This window comes from Acinetobacter pullicarnis, from assembly GCF_006352475.1.
Taxonomy (GTDB): Bacteria; Pseudomonadota; Gammaproteobacteria; order Pseudomonadales; family Moraxellaceae; genus Acinetobacter; species Acinetobacter pullicarnis.
The window spans coordinates 1,877,493-1,894,566 of sequence record NZ_VCMZ01000001.1 but is presented as its reverse complement, the minus strand read 5'-3'; the positions used below and the strand labels follow the sequence as shown (position 1 = coordinate 1,894,566).

Here is a 17,074-nt window from a genome sequence, read left to right as displayed (position 1 = left end):
TTTTTATCCTTATTCCACTTCACAGTTTAAGTTTAATAAAATCACATTTTTTCCATACTCAGTTTCAGGAATGCGATAAGGTGCCGAACAGATACTGGTTAAATGCGAACTGGTTTTAATTTCGATCATTCCACTGGCTTTTAATCCAGTTAAATACACCTGACTCTCATCGCCTACAATTCCACTACTCTCGCCACTCTCATCCATAGCAATGGATCCAAATGGAATTTGTTTACCGTCTTTTAAAATTGTAATTAGACTTGCAAAACCGAGTTTGGTATTAAACTCACTTAAAACCACGGCACCACGAGTTGGTACGATTGTCTTAACATTATTCATTAAATCCACATTCGACTTTAAGTCATTAACATTAAGTGAAACTCTGTTATATCGATATGCATCGGCATAAGGAATAATTGCATATCCAAAACGATTTGTTTCAACACCTTTGACGTTTTCAACACCAACGTCTGCTGCGCCTTTGGCTTTCACTAAAATAGTTGTGTCACCGAGTAATTGGCCAAATGTAATCCCATCCCGATGTAAGAGCATTCCACCAGAAGCATTTAATGAATAGCTATTCACCTGATCATAAGCATAATAACCTGCACTCAAACTTCCATATGAGCCTGTATAATTCATACCTAAACTATATGCATTTTTTGAACTATCACTACTCGATCTATTTAGATAATACGCAAGGTTATTGTCCTTAAGCAAAGTCCCCGTTAATCCAACAGATGAGCTTGTACCCGAAGTATCACTATTGGCTATACTCGATGTTAAATAAACTGATTTTTTTACTCCAACTTTTCTGAACAAAGCATCCAATGGTAAACTTAGATTGAATGCAAAAATATTTTCTGTTTCATTAAAACCTATGTTTTTTGAAATATTATATGAAACACCATAATTTAAACTTTTCCAGAAATTAGAATATCCAAAACTAAAATTTTGACTGGTTTGTGTTGTATTCCAATAATCTTGTCGATCTAAAGACAAATGGAAGTTCCCATACTCTTTTAAATTTTGTGTGACGCTTAACTGAAACCGACCTTTTTTATTATTAAATAAATTATAATAAGAATAGGGCTTATAGATTATATTTCCATCGGCATCTGTTGTTTTTTCATACTCATATCCTTCTGGTTCAAGATAGGCCACATCATTTAATGTATAGAACCCTTTGGTTGAATAACGGTAGCCTAACAACCGAAAGGTCGTTCCAGTTTTATTCATACTTTTTGAGTATAAAAATCTTAAAGATTGTCCGGTATGGTGACTATCATCAAATAAAGTAGATTCTGCATGGGTTAAATCAACGGAAAAAGCACCGTATTTACCAAAATTAGAGCCAACACCTGCATTAATTGCTTGATACTTAGATGCAAGTTGAGTACCACCATATACAGTTAAATGATTATTTACACCGTAAATAAATGTACCTTGGGTAAAAAATGTATCCCCTTGTGATTGATTGCCACTTCTAAAATCACCAATAACAAAATCATAAGTAAAGTTTTTAGCGCGTTGTAATACTGGCACGGTGGAAAATGGGATAAATTTAATCTGCTGACTACCGTCACTTTCTTCAATAATAACCTCAAGATCGCCACTTGATCCTGTTGGATATAAATCATCAATATTAAATGGACCTGGTGAAACAAAGGTTTGATAAATGGTATTACCATTCTGTTTTATGGTCACTTTAGCACGGGTTTGCGCAATACCTGTAACCGTCGGTGCAAACCCTTGTAAGCTATTCGGCTTCATCTCACTGGCGGTTGATAAACGTAAACCAAGAAAGCCAACGCCATCAAAAACAGGACTTGAAGAATAACTCTCACCTAAAATCAGATTACTCTTTAGTTGAGGAATAGATTTTTCAAGATAGGTGGCAATCGAATTCCATTCTCTTGTCGAATGATCACCATTTTTATTTAATGAAAATGTACTATTATTTCTAAGTCGAAATCCCCCAATATTTAAACCACTATCAAGGTTTAAAAAGTAGTCCTCATTATCCTGATTATAATTTGAGGATAAATTGTAGTTCAACAGAAATGCATTAATACCATTATCCCATTGATCTTGCGGGATGCTTTCCAATGCAGCTTGATTAATATAAATCTGAGGAAAACTAATATTTAACCGGTGCTCAAAAAAATCATAACTTAAGGTTGCATCTTTACTTAGGTCTTGCACGTTCAAACACGCCGCATCAGCTGGAAGCTCAAAACTTGATACCTTTACACCAATATCCTTCAAAAGCTTCGCACTCACACATGGATATAAGCCACGATTTTTACCAGAAATATTTAAGTTTGATTCATTCAGGTTATAGACTAAATCTTCTTGTTTTTGATAAACATCATTTAGATAAATATTGGTGACATATTCACCTGGACCTTGCATTCCCTTTTCATAAATAGATAAATCTGCAACGTTATCAATATCACTTAAAAAGTTAGGATTAAAATATAATCCTGCCTCTCCAAAACGAGAAATTAGAATCATACAAAAGGTTAATTCCGTTAAAAATATTTTTTTTAACATATCCTCGCACCTTAATTATTATGTATCACTTCCTTTACTTTAGTTAAAGCACCATAATCATTAACCAATTGAAATTTAACTTTTTTTGTTCCCTTATCCATTGTTTTTTGTCCGAATGGTTGTAATGTTATACTGTCTACTTTCTTATCATCTAAAAAGACATTAACCATGTTCATATAATAAGGTGTTGGATTTGAAATAATGGCATCATTATTAATGATTTTAAATGCTAGCTTATTCTCAAGCTCATCAATACGTTCTAATCCAGGTGGTCTTACAAAAATTTTTATTCTAGAAAGAATTGCAAATTGCAGGGTGTTTTTATCAGCTTCAATTTCACTTTTTGATGATGGAATTGATTTAACATTTAAATAGTAAAGTTTTTCACGATCATTATAAAAGTTATCTAAAACCTTAATAACCCGTAAGGCATTCTCAGAATTTGGTTCACTTAAATATAATGGTGGTGTAACAATGAGATCCTTTGTTTTAACTTCATCACTATCTTCAACCCAAGAGTTTATTAAGTAATGCTGATTGGATGTACTATTAATAACAGGCATCGATGCCATTTTATCTTGAGTATGATAAACCATTCTTGTTGCGCCTAAACCAACCCCACCGTCAGCAACAACTGAAAAGGAAGTGATTAAAAAACCAATTCCTGTCAATATTTTTTTTAGCCCCATGAAAACTTCACTCACGTCTATTTATTTTATAGTGTGGATGACTAAATATATTTTATATTTAGTCATCCATAAATTTACTTTATAAATTACTGGTACTTAATAACAAAAGTCGCAGAAGAGTCTGCTTTACCTGCTGTAACTGCTGCAGCTGTAGCTTTGTAACGCGCATTAAAATGAATTGTATTGGTTCCTTCAAGTAGATTCTCTACCGTTGAGAAACTACTACCGTCTGGTTTTAATGCTGAACCCGTTCTATCTAATATTTCAATACCAACACCAGTTGCTGTTGAAATATTATTATTACTGGCGGTAAGTGACAATAAGTCGTTATTGACTACATCGGCTACACCATTAAATGAAAATTGTGCTGATTGCGTTTCAGCCGTATTGCAGCCCACAAGTTTAATAGAAAATGGAATATTTGTTGTTGTTTGCCCAACAGCTTTTAAATCTGCTGCACGGTACTGACCTAATAATACGGTTTGATTTTCTGTATCAGTACTCACAGCACAACCAGCATTAACAAAGTCACCTTTAAAGTTGACTGTACCACCATTAATAGTGACAGTGGCTGCGTTGACCAAACCAGAAACCAATATTGTTGAAGATAGCACACCTAAAATGAGTGATTTAATTTTCATAGCTTTTCCTATTATTTAAGATTTTTTTGATTAAATATCAAATTATTTTATTTCAAATATAGACTTATAATTTGATGCCTTATTCTCCATCAATAAAACCCTTATTTCCAGTACTTTTTTTAATCAAAAAATATTAATCAATTTCATTAAACTATAAAGCCAACCTTATTAAAACCAAAAAGACATTATGTATTTTTTATTAACAATAACCTTAAAATAAACTCCATATTATATTCATTTTATAGTCATTTATTTTATTAAAATCACAGCAAGCAGAGCAATAAACATTATAACCATTTAGTATTACACTTAAATCACAAATTAATTATTTAAACTGCACTGATTCAAAAAAAACAAAAACTAATCATCAGCAAAATAAAATTCAGCCCTATTGGTTCTCTAGCTTATGGATATGAAAGTATATTGAAATCTTTGCTTATAGAATAATCACTTCCATCTACTTTTTAGTTATTCTGATAATTCTCTATTTTTATTTTAAAATATGTAAATCAGCATCAATAACACCTTGCTTATGAAGCAATACTTAACAGCAACTAAAGTAAAAGCATGATTTATCGTATGTCTTATCTCTTAACATTGTAATTTTATTACACAAATTAATGCATATTCGCTTTCCCCCTCCCCAAACGATCAATAAATTAACCTTCAAAGGAGTCCTTCTTTGACTAGACCTGGCATATTTTACTCATTGAACAGACATACCTGTTATTGGAATCTGAGTCGATAATGTATAAGCCCATCCACAGTATTTGTTTCAAGTTATAAATTTGACCTCAGCTAAAATTTCATTTATCTTAGCGCCCATAATCTATAAATCTATCGAGTTTCTGCCAATGAAGTAAGTTCTATTTTCTCATCATTTATCTTATTTATTTTTTGATGTGCAATCTAGACTGCTGTTTTTCATTTGGCTAATCCCCATTTAAATGATATTTCTTCGACCTAACCATTTTCATCGCGTATTTTAATTGCCTCGAGTGCATAAATAAAAAAGCAACGCGTTTATGGCGAAGATCTAATCACACCTCTATTTTGCACTGGCTTATTCGGAGTTCTCTATGACCCAATCTGCTTGTGTTATTTCACAACTTAGTCTTGAAATTAATCATACTCACCTTTTTAGTGACCTCACTTTGCAGCTTGGTTTTAAACAAGCTTCAGCACTGATTGGTCGTAATGGTCAGGGTAAATCCTTGCTGATGGCGCTATTGGCGCAGCAAAAATTAACTTTGGCTTATCAGGGTGAAATTCAATGGCATTGTCCACATGCCTATTTACCACAACTCAATCGGCTGACTGGTCAAAGCATTGCCGATGCACTGAACATTACCGAATTGGCAGATTGCTTTTCACGTATTGAAAATGGCGATGCAACTACCGATGATTTTGCACAAGTCGATGGTTGTTGGCACTTGCCTCAGCAATGGCAAGTGATGCTTGAATCTGCCCAACTACCAACAGACCTAAATTTCCCGCTGCAATATTTGAGTGAGGGGCAAACGACCAAACTGGCGCTGTGCCGTTTATTTCAACTTAAAGACCATTATTTACTGTTAGATGAGCCCAGTAACCACCTCGATCACGCCAGTCGTCAATGGTTAATTGAGCAGATAGCGCAACATCCTGCAGGCTGTTTGTTGATTAGCCACGATCGCGCGCTGCTGCAACATGTGCAGCATATTTTTGCCCTCAATGAACACGGCCTACAACACTATGGCGGTAACTACGCAAACTATCTGCAACAGCAACAGGCACAGATGCAAGCACTGCAACGTCGTGTTGAGCATGACAAACGCGATGTCAAGCAAATGAAACAGCAGCAACACGAAACCTTAATGAAGGCAGAGAAACGTAAACAAGCAGGTAATAAAATACGCTGTTCTGGCTCGCAAGCTAAAATTTTATTAGATTTTAAAAAAGAGCAAGCGCAGCATTCCGTCGCGAGTTTAGGTAAGCAACTCGATAAACAACTGCAGCACAGCATGCACAATCTGCAAAACCATCAACAACAACTTGAAAAAATCAAAGCACAACGTTTTGAACTACAGTTTAGTCGTGCAACACAACAAGGTGAAATATTAAGACTCAATCAAATTCGCTTAGCCCAACTGAATATCGAGCCAATTCATTTTGCTTTAGCAGCAGGTGAAAAGATTCAACTCAGTGGTGCGAATGGTGTAGGTAAATCCACCCTACTGAAATTAATTCAGTTTAAAAGTAAGCCCATGCAAGGCGAATTGTATTTAGCTGTTGAAGCCTTATATTTAGATCAAAATTTTAGCTTTTTAGCGCAAGACCAGAGTGCGCTTGAAAATCTCATGCGTTTATGTGCAGAAACCGCTGAACTCGAATATCGTCGTTTATTGGGACAATTGCGTTTGCGTGGTGATAAAGCGCTATTGCCACTACATTGCTTAAGTGGCGGAGAACAACTGAAAGTCGCGCTATTGGCAATTAGCCAACTCAGTGCAAAAATTCAACTTTTACTTTTAGATGAACCTGAAAATCATTTAGATATTGAATCACGCAGTCTATTGGCCGAAGCGATTCGTGCTTATCCGGGCAGTGTGATCTTGGTGTCACATGATAAAAGCTTTGTTGAAGAATGTGGTATTGAGCAGAGCTATTCGATTTGCCAAGGCCAAGTACACTAAACAAGCGGGACTAATACACAAAAAAAATCTCAGCACGACGCTGAGATTTTTTTGAGTTTAAAGCCTGAACAAATCAAGCTTTAAACCGGTTAATAAACCACTGAGTAAATTAAGCAGTCATTTGTTTTACAGCTGCAACCACTGCATCGGTGGTGATACCGAAGTGATTGTAGAGGTCTTTAGCTGGTGCAGACTCACCGAACGTGGTCATGCCAATCACTTTGCCGTCTAGACCAACAAATTTCCACCAGTAATCGATATGCGCAGCTTCAACCGCAACACGTGCGCGAATTGCGTGTGGAAGAACGGCTTCACGATAAGCTGCATCTTGTTTCATAAATTCTTCAGCACATGGCATAGACACAACGCGTACACCGTCTAATTGCGCATAAGCTTCCATTGCCAAAGAGATTTCTGAACCAGTCGCAATAATAATCGCTTTCAATGCACCTTTTTCTTCAGCCAACACATAAGCACCTTTCGCAACATCTGCAATTTGTGCCGCAGTACGCGTTTGGAATGGCAAGTTTTGACGAGAGAAAATTAATGCGGTTGGACCATCTTGACGGGTTAATGCAGATTTCCATGCAATTGCTGTTTCGATGGTATCTGCTGGACGCCAAGTATTTAAGTTTGGTGTACCACGTAAAGATGCAATTTGTTCAATCGGTTGATGCGTAGGACCATCTTCACCAAGACCAATAGAGTCATGGGTATACACATGGATCACACGTTGTTTCATCAACGCAGACATACGCACTGCATTACGTGCATATTCCATAAACATCAAGAACGTTGCAACGTAAGGAACAAAGCCACCGTGTAATGCAACACCATTGGCCATTGCGGTCATACCGAACTCACGTACACCATAATGTACATAGTTGCCTGCAGGATTTTTCTCTACGCTTTCACAACCTTTCCATAAAGTCAGGTTAGAACCGGCTAAATCGGCAGAACCACCCAATAATTCTGGGAGTAATGGACCCAAAGCCTGTAAGGTGTTTTGGCTGGCTTTACGGGTGGCGATGGTTTCTGCTTTGGCATTGGTTTCAGCAATAAATGCATCGACTTGTGCAATAAATTCAGCAGGAAGCGTCCCTTCGATACGGCGTAATAATTCTTTGGCTTCAGCTGGGTATTTTGCTTGGTATTCAGCAAAAAGTTGATCCCAAGCACTTTCTTCAGCCGCACCTTTTTGTTTAGCATCCCATGCTGCATAAATATCAGCAGGAATATCAAATGCAGCTTCTGCCCAACCGAGCATTTTACGGGTTAAAGCAATTTCGTCATGGCCAAGTGGTGCACCGTGGCAATCTTCTTTGCCTTGTTTATTTGGTGAACCCAAACCAATCACTGTTTTACAAATGATTAACGTTGGTTTTTGCGTTTCAGCTTTGGCTTGAATCGTGGCTTGACGAATCTCATCAGCGTCATGACCATCAACACGAATCACTTGCCAGCCATAAGCTTCGAAGCGTTTTTCAGTGTCATCAGAGAACCATGCTTCAACTTCACCATCAATTGAAATGCCGTTGTCATCATAATAAGCAACGAGTTTTCCAAGCTTTAATGTGCCTGCCAATGAACAGACTTCATGTGAAATCCCTTCCATTAAGCAACCATCACCCAAGAAGCAATAGGTAAAGTGATCAACAATCGCTAAATCTGCTTTGTTAAATTGCGCGGCTAAGGTTTTTTCAGCCAAAGCAAAACCAACGGCATTGGCAATACCTTGACCCAATGGACCAGTCGTGGTTTCAATACCTGGTGCATAACCATATTCTGGGTGACCTGGTGTTTTTGAATCGAGCTGGCGGAATTGTTTCAGATCTTCGATTGATAAATCATATCCAGTCAAATGCAACAAAGCATAATGCAGCATAGAACCATGACCATTAGACAATACAAAACGGTCGCGGTTTGCCCATTGTGGGTTGCACGGATTATGATTTAAAAATTCACGCCAAACGACATCGGCAATATCGGCCATCCCCATTGGAGCACCTGGGTGTCCAGAATTTGCTTTTTGTACAGCATCCATTGCCAATACACGAATTGCGTTTGCAACACGACGTTCTTGAAGCGGGGTTGTCATAGATAAAAGTCCAATACGTTTAATTGAATAAGGGTGTGATTGAATTAAATTCAAAACAAGTGGCTATTGTCTTAAAAAAAACTGATGGGGTAAAGGATTAACATTAGAATTCTACAAAGATATGTCAAATTAATTAAAATTCACCCAACAACCACACGCCTTCTTGAGAATACTTGCCTGAAAATGCAGTAATTTAGCTTTAGGTGCAAAATACATCATCTTGCAATTCAATTTAGGCAATCATCCAAAATCTCATCTGCCCGCCTCCAATCGACAAAAAACAGAAAACAACTACAATTAAGCCGCACTGCGCTGACTGGTTTTCTGTTCAATGCAGTTCATGAATAATCTTAAATTATTGCTCCATGTCGCAGGCTGTGCGGCAATCAAATAGGTATTACTGACCGAAATCTCGGCATCTAAAGGAATGATTTGCAGGTTATTAAAATATCGGGTATGTCGAATATAAGCTTCTGGAAAAATTGATAAACCCATGCCTAAACTGACACAGCCCATAATGCCATCGAGACTGCCCATTTCCACAATTAAACTGGCAGGCAACGCCAAGCGCTGTAACAGTGTTTCAATACTACGGCGATATGAACAGCCCTGTCTAAAAGCAATAAAACGCTGCTGATATAAATCCTCTGCCGTTAAGCTAATCTTGACGTGCTTGGCTGCCACCAAAACCAAGCGTTCTTGCCAAACTGGTAAATTAAAGACCTGGGGTACTTCTTGGGTATTGGCAATAAAGGCGCAATCCAATTCGTGATTTTGTACAGCATCAATTAAATAACGGGTCGGTAAGGTCTGTAAATTAAACTTTAATTGCGGAAAGCGTTGTAACACATCATGAAAAATACTGGGCAACCGAAAAGCGGCTGTGGTTTCCATACTTCCAATGCGAAGCGGTAAATCTTCACATAAATTTTGACTGACAAAATGTGATTTGGCCTGATGATGCAACTGGACGATTTGCTCAGCATAATGCAGCAATTGGGTTCCTGCACTGGTGACCCGAATTGGGTTTTGTCGACTGAGTAACTCACACCCCAGTTCAGACTCCAGTTTTTTTATATGACTGGTAATGTTGGACTGTACCGTATGTAATACTTGTGCCGCTGTTGAAAAACTAGCATGCTCAACCACAGCAAGAAAAACCTCTAAAGATTTCAGTTGCATATTATCACTCCCTCGCTCATATCCGACACATCCATCTAAACCTATACACTTATATTGCTTCATCACTCGATCGAATAGAATCAAGACCTTAACCAAACCCATTTAAATGCCGGTATCTCATTTAATGATAATCTGAATCACATTTAATCATTTCACAAGATATTCCAAAAAGCCTTTAATAACAATCATTGCCCATCAAAATCACGGATTGAGTTTGAACACCATGACTAATTTTCAACGCCTCTGTGTGATTGCGCTCTGTTCAACCAGTTTGGGCGTCGGGGTCTTTCGTTTCTCATATACTGCACTGATGCCACTCACCATTGACCAACACTGGTGGGATCTCCACTTTGCCACCAGCTTGGCCAGCTCCAACCTGATCGGCTATTTGATCGGTGCAATTATTGCGATCTTCGCCATCAAAGAACATATGATTCGACCGGTGTTAATACTGAGTGCGTTATTTGGAAGTATCAGCCTTATTGCCTGCGGCATAATCGCACTGCCTGAGTTTTGGTATTTAAGCTGGCGGATCATTTCAGGACTGGTCGGTGGTCTACTGATGGTGCTTGGGCCAAGTTTCGCGCTCAAACAAGTGCTGCCTGAACAAAAAAACTTACTGGGTTTAATCGCCTTTAGTGGCATTGGTTTTGGGGTATTACTCACCACAACGCTCCTGCCGCAAGTGGGGCATTTTAGTGTGGCGGTTGCCTGGTACGCACTTGGCGGATTGAGTATTGTTCTGACCTTAATCTTGGCCTATATGCTCAAAACTTTGCCACAAACCCACGCAAGCGATCAACCCAATCTACAGGTTAATCCAGCCGCGCTAACAGACCAGCAGCGCTTACTCGCGCTGTTGGTGATTGCAGCATATTTCATGAGTGCGATTGCTTATATTCCACACTCTCTGTATTGGGTCGATTTTTTGGTACATCGTTTAGAGCTACCGCAAAGCTTTGCCAATCTACAATGGATGGTCTATGGATCTGGTTCGCTGATTGGTGCTTTGACCGCATTTTTTAGTGTTAAACGATGGGGTGGCATGGGGGCCTTATGGCGTCTCTATTTAATCTATAGTCTGGCGATTTTTATCCCAGCCTATTTTTCCAACCCTTATCTTCTGACGCTATCCTCATTTTTTTCTGGGGTAATGAATCCCGCAACGGTTTCACTCAGCTCAATCCTCTTGGCAGACATTGTCACCGCACAGCGTCATCGTCAGGCGTGGGGTGCTGCGGTAATGGCCTTTGCCATTGCACAGTTAATTGGGGGCTTAGGTATGGGCTATTTACTGGTACATCATGTTGAATACCAACAACTCTTCGCAATGGGGGGCAGTGCAATGGCAATCGGAGTCGGCTTAAGTTTATGGATGGTCTACGCGAAAAAACAGCCTCAAAAAGCATCATCAATGGCACTTTGATACGAGGCATCCTCTCCTAGCCTCTCCTAGCCTCTCCTTAAAAAGGAGAGGTATCTACATATCTTTCAATATGCTGTTTACGAACCAAAGAAATCCATCCCAACCTTCTTTTTTCTAAGGAAGGAGCGTTGTGTAGCAAATGCTAGGCATTGATTTAACAGGAGTTCCCCTCTTTTTCAAAGATGAGCCATATATGGCGTAAGAGGGGGAGATTTTGTATTTTTGATATTCAATATAATTATTAAATACCAACAGTTTTTAGGCTAAACGAGATTTAAATGCCTTTGTTTGAGCTCAAATGAATTACATATTTCGACCAAATACATTTCTTAAATAAATGTGTAGATACCGACCTTTTCCAAAAATACAATCGAGGAGCGCTATATGTAGTAGGCAACCCAGTGCTCCTCTCCTTTTAAAGGAGAGGCTGGGAGAGGTTTGCGAAGCCAAGCTACACCGTAACGTCTTCAAGCGATAATCTAAAGTAGCTCGACTATTACCAAGCTTGAAAAGAAGAGGTGCGCTTTGGCCGAAGTCAAGCTACGCCGTCACCTTCTTCAAGCGATAATCTAACGTTGCACGGCTAATGCCAAGCATTCTCGCTGCCACCGATACATTCTGCTTACTCTTGTCCATCGCTGCTTTAATAATCTGCTGCTCATAATCTTCGAGAGAAAATTCATTTTCAAACAATGAGTCGATATGTTGTTCAACACGATTATTCTGTTCCGTTTCTTGCTTGTCCAAAGATTGTGGAAATAAATGGGTCAGCTTGATTTCTTGTTGATGATCGGTCAGTAAGGTTGCGCGTTCTAAAATATTTTCCAATTCGCGGATATTTCCAGGCCAGTCATAGTTCATGACATAGTTATTGGCCTTGTCACTCAACCCCTTTAAGGTCTTGCCATACAAGTTTTCAAAACGTGTTAAGAAATGGCTGATCAATAATGGAATATCTTCACGGCGTTCTCTGAGTGGTGGAATTTGCACAGGGAAAATATTTAACCGATAAAATAAATCTGCTCGGAAACGCCCGGCTTTAACCGCTTGATGTAAATCTTCATTGCTGGCCGCCACAATTCGCACATCCACTTTACGAGTTTGATGGTCACCTACGCGCTCAAACTCACCTTCTTGTAACATCCGCAATAAAGCCGCCTGTGCACGCGGAGAGAGTTCAATGACTTCATCGAGGAAAATTGTTCCCCCATGCGCACGCTCAAACTTGCCCATACGCGATTGGGTCGCACCAGTATAAGCGCCTTTTTCAACCCCAAATAATTCGGCTTCGATCAAGTCTGGCGGAATACAGGCACAGTTCACGGCGATAAACGGCTGCTGTTTACGTTGACTGGCTTGGTGAATACCACGTGCAAAGGCCTCCTTACCCACCCCAGTTTCACCTTGGAGCAATACCGCAACTTTACTGCCTGCGGCTCTTTTCAGCAGATCGCAAACATTGCGATAGGCCTGAGATTCCCCCACCGAATTAAACATGGTGTAATCGGCTTCGGCTTCAGTGTAGATATTTTTTTTGAGTAAATTGAGTTCAGATTGCAACGCAATAATTTCATCAGAGACTGGATCTGGTGACATAAATTGAATCAATTCATCTGAATTTTCCCATTCTTTTAAAGGCTTACCAACAATTCGACAATAGTCATCCCCACGTGCAACACAATGGGTTTCCTGATAAATAATGGTTTGCCCCATGACAAAACTGGTATAGCCACAAGCATAGCCGAGTAGCATCCAGCAAGACGGTTCATCTGCTTTACCGAACTCAGTTAAATGTACTTCTGCTTCGAAAGAATTGTGCCAATTAAAATCGGCATAGAACTTCTGTTGATCTCGATTGAGCTGCAAATCATTGACTTCAACCTGCACCATACCCCGAATGCCGTGCATTTGCGGCCCTGCCATAAAGGCTTCAGCTTCAGTTAAATTTGGTCGTAGTCTTGAAGTGACTTCAGCATCACGCATGCCTGTTTGATAGCCACAACGAATGAAAAAATGCTTGGTCCGCTCAAGTCCCAACATCTGATGCAAATCTTTGCGGAGAAAACCCAACATACTGGTATGCATGAGCAACATTCGGTTTTCTTCAAACCAAATTTGTCCATGTTGGGTATCAAAATGGATTTTATCGAGCAAATCCTGAATTTCTTTATTTTGCGCTAATTTTTGATTAGCACGCTTTAGTTCCTTGGCTTGAGCCATAGCCACATCCATCCTTGGCGAATCGCTAAGGATAATCTTAACCAATTTTTGCCGAAGAGGTTCAGTCTCTTATTCTAATAACTTTATACTTTTTGGGTATTTAATTTAAATATCAATCAACTAGATCAACTTAACCTGCATTAAAAATTTGCATTAAACAAATTTTCTTTCACCTTTTGCTTAAAAATACGTTTTAAATTTTTCATCAAATGATTAACTTTCAAATGTTTAAAAATAACCGCCTTCCACAAAAACAATTAACTCAATAAATATCAATAACTTAAAAAGTTGGCACGACTTTTGAAATGTACATAACAAACGCAAGGTTGCGTCACTGATCTGATGATAAGTGTGGATAGACAACAGGATGACCGAGATGACTCAAGCCCTTTCCGAAAATGAACTGACCAAGTTTATTCGTATCACAGGTAAACGTGATGCGACCTTTGTTGAATTCGATTTTGCCATTCACGATCCGACTCTTTTTGTCGAATTGGTTTTACCACAGCAAGCCTTTCAAGATTTTTGTGAAATCAACAAAGTTGTTGAGATGACTGAAGCACAGCAAGCCTGGAACGATGCGCAAGAAGACAAATGGCGTTATGGGATTGAACCAACAATTCTGAGCCAAGCGCGCCAACATTCTGATCAAGATGATCATTCTTAAGTTAATAAGGAGATAGCGATGACTTTAGAAATTAAAACCGCCAATCTTGAACCGATTCGCCACACTTATGCCTATATCGAACGTCGATTTGGTAATAAGCCAGCCACTCGTTATCAAGAAGTTAGTTTTGATGTACAAGGTGCCACCAACTTCCATTATCGTCCGCTGTGGAAACCTGATAAAACCCTGAACGATAAAACCCATACAGCGTTGCACATGCAAGACTGGTATGCGTTTAAAGATCCGCGTCAATTTTACTATGGTACCTATGTGCAGCACCGTGCACGTTTGCAAGACACCGCTGAAAGCAGTTATGCCTTCTTTGAAAAGCGTGGCCTCGTAGACAACATCACGGAAGAAGCCAAAGCCAAAATCATTCAATGCTTGCTCCCGTTTCGTTATGTTGAGCAAACCGCCAACCTACATATGATGTCAGGCAGTGCTTATGGTTACGGTACGGTCATCACCCAAGCCTGTATTTTTGCAGCAATGGATCGCTTAGGTATGGCGCAGTATGTCTCGCGTATCGGTCTCATGATTGATGGCAATACGGGTGAATCACTACAACAAGCCAAACAAGCGTGGATGAATGACGCTGCTTGGCAACCGCTACGTCGCCTCTGTGAAGAAAGCTTACTGGAACAAGATTGGTTCAAGTTGTTCTTACTACAAAGTCTACTGATTGACGGCTTTATACAAAGCTTGGTTTATGGCGAATTTGATAAATTATTGGTTGAAAATGGCGCGCGTGATATTGCCATGTTGACCGAATTTATGCAGGACTGCCTCACCGATCTACGTAAATGGACAGACACGGTATTTAAAACTGCAGCGGCTGAATCTGAAGAAAATAAAGCCTTAATGCAAAGCTGGATTGCTGAACTTTTACCGCAAGTGCAAAACGCATTCTCTGCTTGGGCGGGTACTGCACTCGATCAATCTGCTGTAGAGATTGCCATCGCGGTGATTGCAGAACGTTGTAAAAAAGCGGGCTTAAGCCTCAACCTCGATGCTGCTGCATAAGGAATATGGACATGACATCTAAAGTTTATTTAGCACTGCAAGACAATGACGTTTCTCGCTACATCATCGAAGCGATTGAGCAAGACAATCCAGAAGCAACCATTCAGTACCTCCCTGCAATGATTCGGGTTGAAAATGTTGGACGCTTGGTGGTTCGTGCTGAAACCGTTTCTGAAAAGCTGGGGCAAGATTGGGATATCCAAGCCCTACAGCTCAACATGATCACCCTTGGTGGCAACGTTGAAGAAGATGAAGACAGCTTCACATTGATGTGGAACTAAAGCTTGATATGGAACTGGTTTAAGTCACCCTCAGATTTAAATCAGCTCCTTTCTAAAGATTGAAAAGGATAATCGACATGAATAGTCCAGCACAAGCCGACAAAAAAACGGCAACAAAAAAAATGAACGCCAAAGATCGCTATCGTATTCTGAGCCGTGATCTAGATTGGGATTTCTCTTACGTTGACCGTAAAGATGCTTTCCCTTATGAAGAGTTTGAAGGCATTAAAATTACCGACTGGTCAAAATGGGAAGATCCATTCCGTCTGACCATGGACACCTATTGGAAATACCAAGCGGAAAAAGAGAAAAAGCTCTATGCCATTTTCGATGCTTTCTCGCAAAACAATGGTCAGCTCAACGTTTCCAATGAGCGCTATTTAAATGCGATTAAACTGTTCTTAACCGCAGTAACCCCACTTGAATACCAAGCCTACCAAGGCTATGCCCATGTGGGTCGTCAATTTAGTGGCATTGGTGCACGTATAGCATCACAAATGCAATCGATTGATGAATTGCGCCATGTGCAAACGCAAATTCATGCCATGAGCCATTACAACAAGTTCTTTGATGGTTTCCAAGACTGGGCACATATGCATGACCGAGTTTGGTATTTGTCTGTACCGAAGTCATTCTTTGAAGATGCACGCTCTGCGGGTCCATTTGAGTTTTTATTGGCAATCAGCTTTGCCTTTGAATATGTCTTGACCAACTTGTTGTTTGTTCCGTTTATGTCTGGTGCAGCACATAACGGCGATATGGCCACGGTGACTTTCGGTTTCAGTGCACAATCTGACGAAGCGCGTCATATGACACTGGGTCTTGAAATCGTCAAGTTCTTACTTGAGCAACACGAAGACAACGTGCCAATCGTCCAAGAATGGATTGATAAATGGTTCTGGCGTGGGACGCGTTTATTGTCAATCGTCGGCATGATGATGGACTATATGTTGCCAAACAAAGTGATGTCTTGGAAAGAAGCCTGGGAAGTCTACTTCGAGCAAGCGGGTAGCGCCTTATTTAAAGACCTCGGCCGTTATGGCATTCGTATGCCGAAGTACTCAGACGTAATTGTGAAAGAAAAAGAACACGTTTCACATCAAGCGTGGTGGATTTTCTATAACTTTGGCCATGCAGCTGGTTTCCACACCTGGATTCCAACCGATGAAGAAATGGATTGGTTATCTGAAAAATACCCAGATACCTTTGACCAATACTACCGTCCACGTTGGGAATTGGCGCGCAAAATGGAAGCAGAAGGTAAACGCTTCTATTCAGATGGCTTACCCCAATTGTGTCAGATCTGTCAGATTCCAATGACCTTTACGGAAATGGATGGCGATCAAACCATGTTTAGCTATCGCGACAGTATTTTCAATGGTGAGCTGTATCACACCTGTTCAGATGGTTGCCACGATATTTTCGAACGTGAACCTGAAAAATATGCCCAAGCTTGGATGCCAGTTAACCAAATCTTACAAGGCAACTGTGGTGGTCCAGAACTCGACGATATTTTACGTGACTACTACAACATGAATGTGGGCGCGGACAATCTCGATATCGAAGGCTCACCAGACCAACAACGTTGGAAAAAATGGAAAGGCGATCATAGCTAA

At 39.8% G+C, this 17,074-nt stretch carries 12 protein-coding genes; 6 read left to right on the top strand and 6 right to left on the bottom strand.

All coding sequences use genetic code 11. From position 1 onward, the window contains the following. Window positions 1-9: 9 nt before the first annotated feature. The 3 genes from FD716_RS08330 to fimA form a co-directional block, all read right to left on the bottom strand. Complete coding sequence (locus FD716_RS08330) at window positions 10-2,556, bottom strand: fimbria/pilus outer membrane usher protein (protein WP_139851871.1); 2,547 nt, start codon at window positions 2,554-2,556, stop codon at window positions 10-12. Window positions 2,557-2,567: 11 nt separating this feature from the next. Beyond that, window positions 2,568-3,245 (bottom strand): fimbria/pilus periplasmic chaperone, encoded by a 678-nt coding sequence (locus tag FD716_RS08325; RefSeq protein WP_139851870.1) that lies wholly within the window; start codon window positions 3,243-3,245, stop codon window positions 2,568-2,570. 86 nt (window positions 3,246-3,331) lie between these two features. Next, a complete protein-coding gene (fimA, locus tag FD716_RS08320; protein ID WP_139851869.1) occupies window positions 3,332-3,886 on the bottom strand; it encodes a type 1 fimbrial major subunit FimA in 555 nt (184 codons plus the stop codon). Window positions 3,887-4,965: 1,079 nt separating this feature from the next. Here fimA and FD716_RS08315 point away from each other — a divergent pair. Continuing rightward, entirely contained in the window at window positions 4,966-6,561 is a 1,596-nt protein-coding gene (locus FD716_RS08315; RefSeq protein WP_139851868.1) for an ATP-binding cassette domain-containing protein, read from the top strand. Between the two features lie 109 nt (window positions 6,562-6,670). Here the strand turns inward: FD716_RS08315 and tkt are convergent, their stop codons facing one another. Both tkt and FD716_RS08305 read right to left on the bottom strand, forming a co-directional pair. Then, complete coding sequence (gene tkt / locus FD716_RS08310) at window positions 6,671-8,659, bottom strand: transketolase (RefSeq protein WP_139851867.1); 1,989 nt, start codon at window positions 8,657-8,659, stop codon at window positions 6,671-6,673. A 297-nt stretch (window positions 8,660-8,956) separates the two neighbouring features. Beyond that, window positions 8,957-9,841: a LysR substrate-binding domain-containing protein gene (locus FD716_RS08305; protein ID WP_139851866.1), complete on the bottom strand. Its 885-nt coding sequence runs from the start codon at window positions 9,839-9,841 to the stop codon at window positions 8,957-8,959. A 223-nt stretch (window positions 9,842-10,064) separates the two neighbouring features. Here FD716_RS08305 and FD716_RS08300 point away from each other — a divergent pair, with 223 nt between their 5' ends. Beyond that, window positions 10,065-11,267 (top strand): YbfB/YjiJ family MFS transporter, encoded by a 1,203-nt coding sequence (locus tag FD716_RS08300; protein ID WP_139851865.1) that lies wholly within the window; start codon window positions 10,065-10,067, stop codon window positions 11,265-11,267. Between the two features lie 540 nt (window positions 11,268-11,807). On the opposite strand, the gene mobR is transcribed toward FD716_RS08300, so the two are convergent. Then, on the bottom strand, window positions 11,808-13,487 hold the full coding sequence (mobR, locus tag FD716_RS08295) for a phenol degradation transcriptional regulator MobR (protein ID WP_139851864.1): 1,680 nt from the start codon (window positions 13,485-13,487) through the stop codon (window positions 11,808-11,810). Window positions 13,488-13,863: 376 nt separating this feature from the next. Here mobR and FD716_RS08290 point away from each other — a divergent pair, with 376 nt between their 5' ends. The 4 genes from FD716_RS08290 to FD716_RS08275 all read left to right on the top strand — a co-directional run bounded on the left by FD716_RS08290 (window position 13,864) and on the right by FD716_RS08275 (window position 17,074). Further along, window positions 13,864-14,154 (top strand): phenol hydroxylase subunit, encoded by a 291-nt coding sequence (locus tag FD716_RS08290; RefSeq protein ID WP_139851863.1) that lies wholly within the window; start codon window positions 13,864-13,866, stop codon window positions 14,152-14,154. An 18-nt stretch (window positions 14,155-14,172) separates the two neighbouring features. Next, complete coding sequence (locus tag FD716_RS08285) at window positions 14,173-15,177, top strand: aromatic/alkene monooxygenase hydroxylase subunit beta (protein ID WP_139851862.1); 1,005 nt, start codon at window positions 14,173-14,175, stop codon at window positions 15,175-15,177. A gap of 11 nt (window positions 15,178-15,188) precedes the next feature. After that, on the top strand, window positions 15,189-15,458 hold the full coding sequence (locus FD716_RS08280) for an MmoB/DmpM family protein (protein WP_139851861.1): 270 nt from the start codon (window positions 15,189-15,191) through the stop codon (window positions 15,456-15,458). A gap of 77 nt (window positions 15,459-15,535) precedes the next feature. Continuing rightward, window positions 15,536-17,074, top strand: a complete 1,539-nt coding sequence (locus FD716_RS08275) for an aromatic/alkene/methane monooxygenase hydroxylase/oxygenase subunit alpha (RefSeq protein WP_139851860.1) — start codon at window positions 15,536-15,538, stop codon at window positions 17,072-17,074.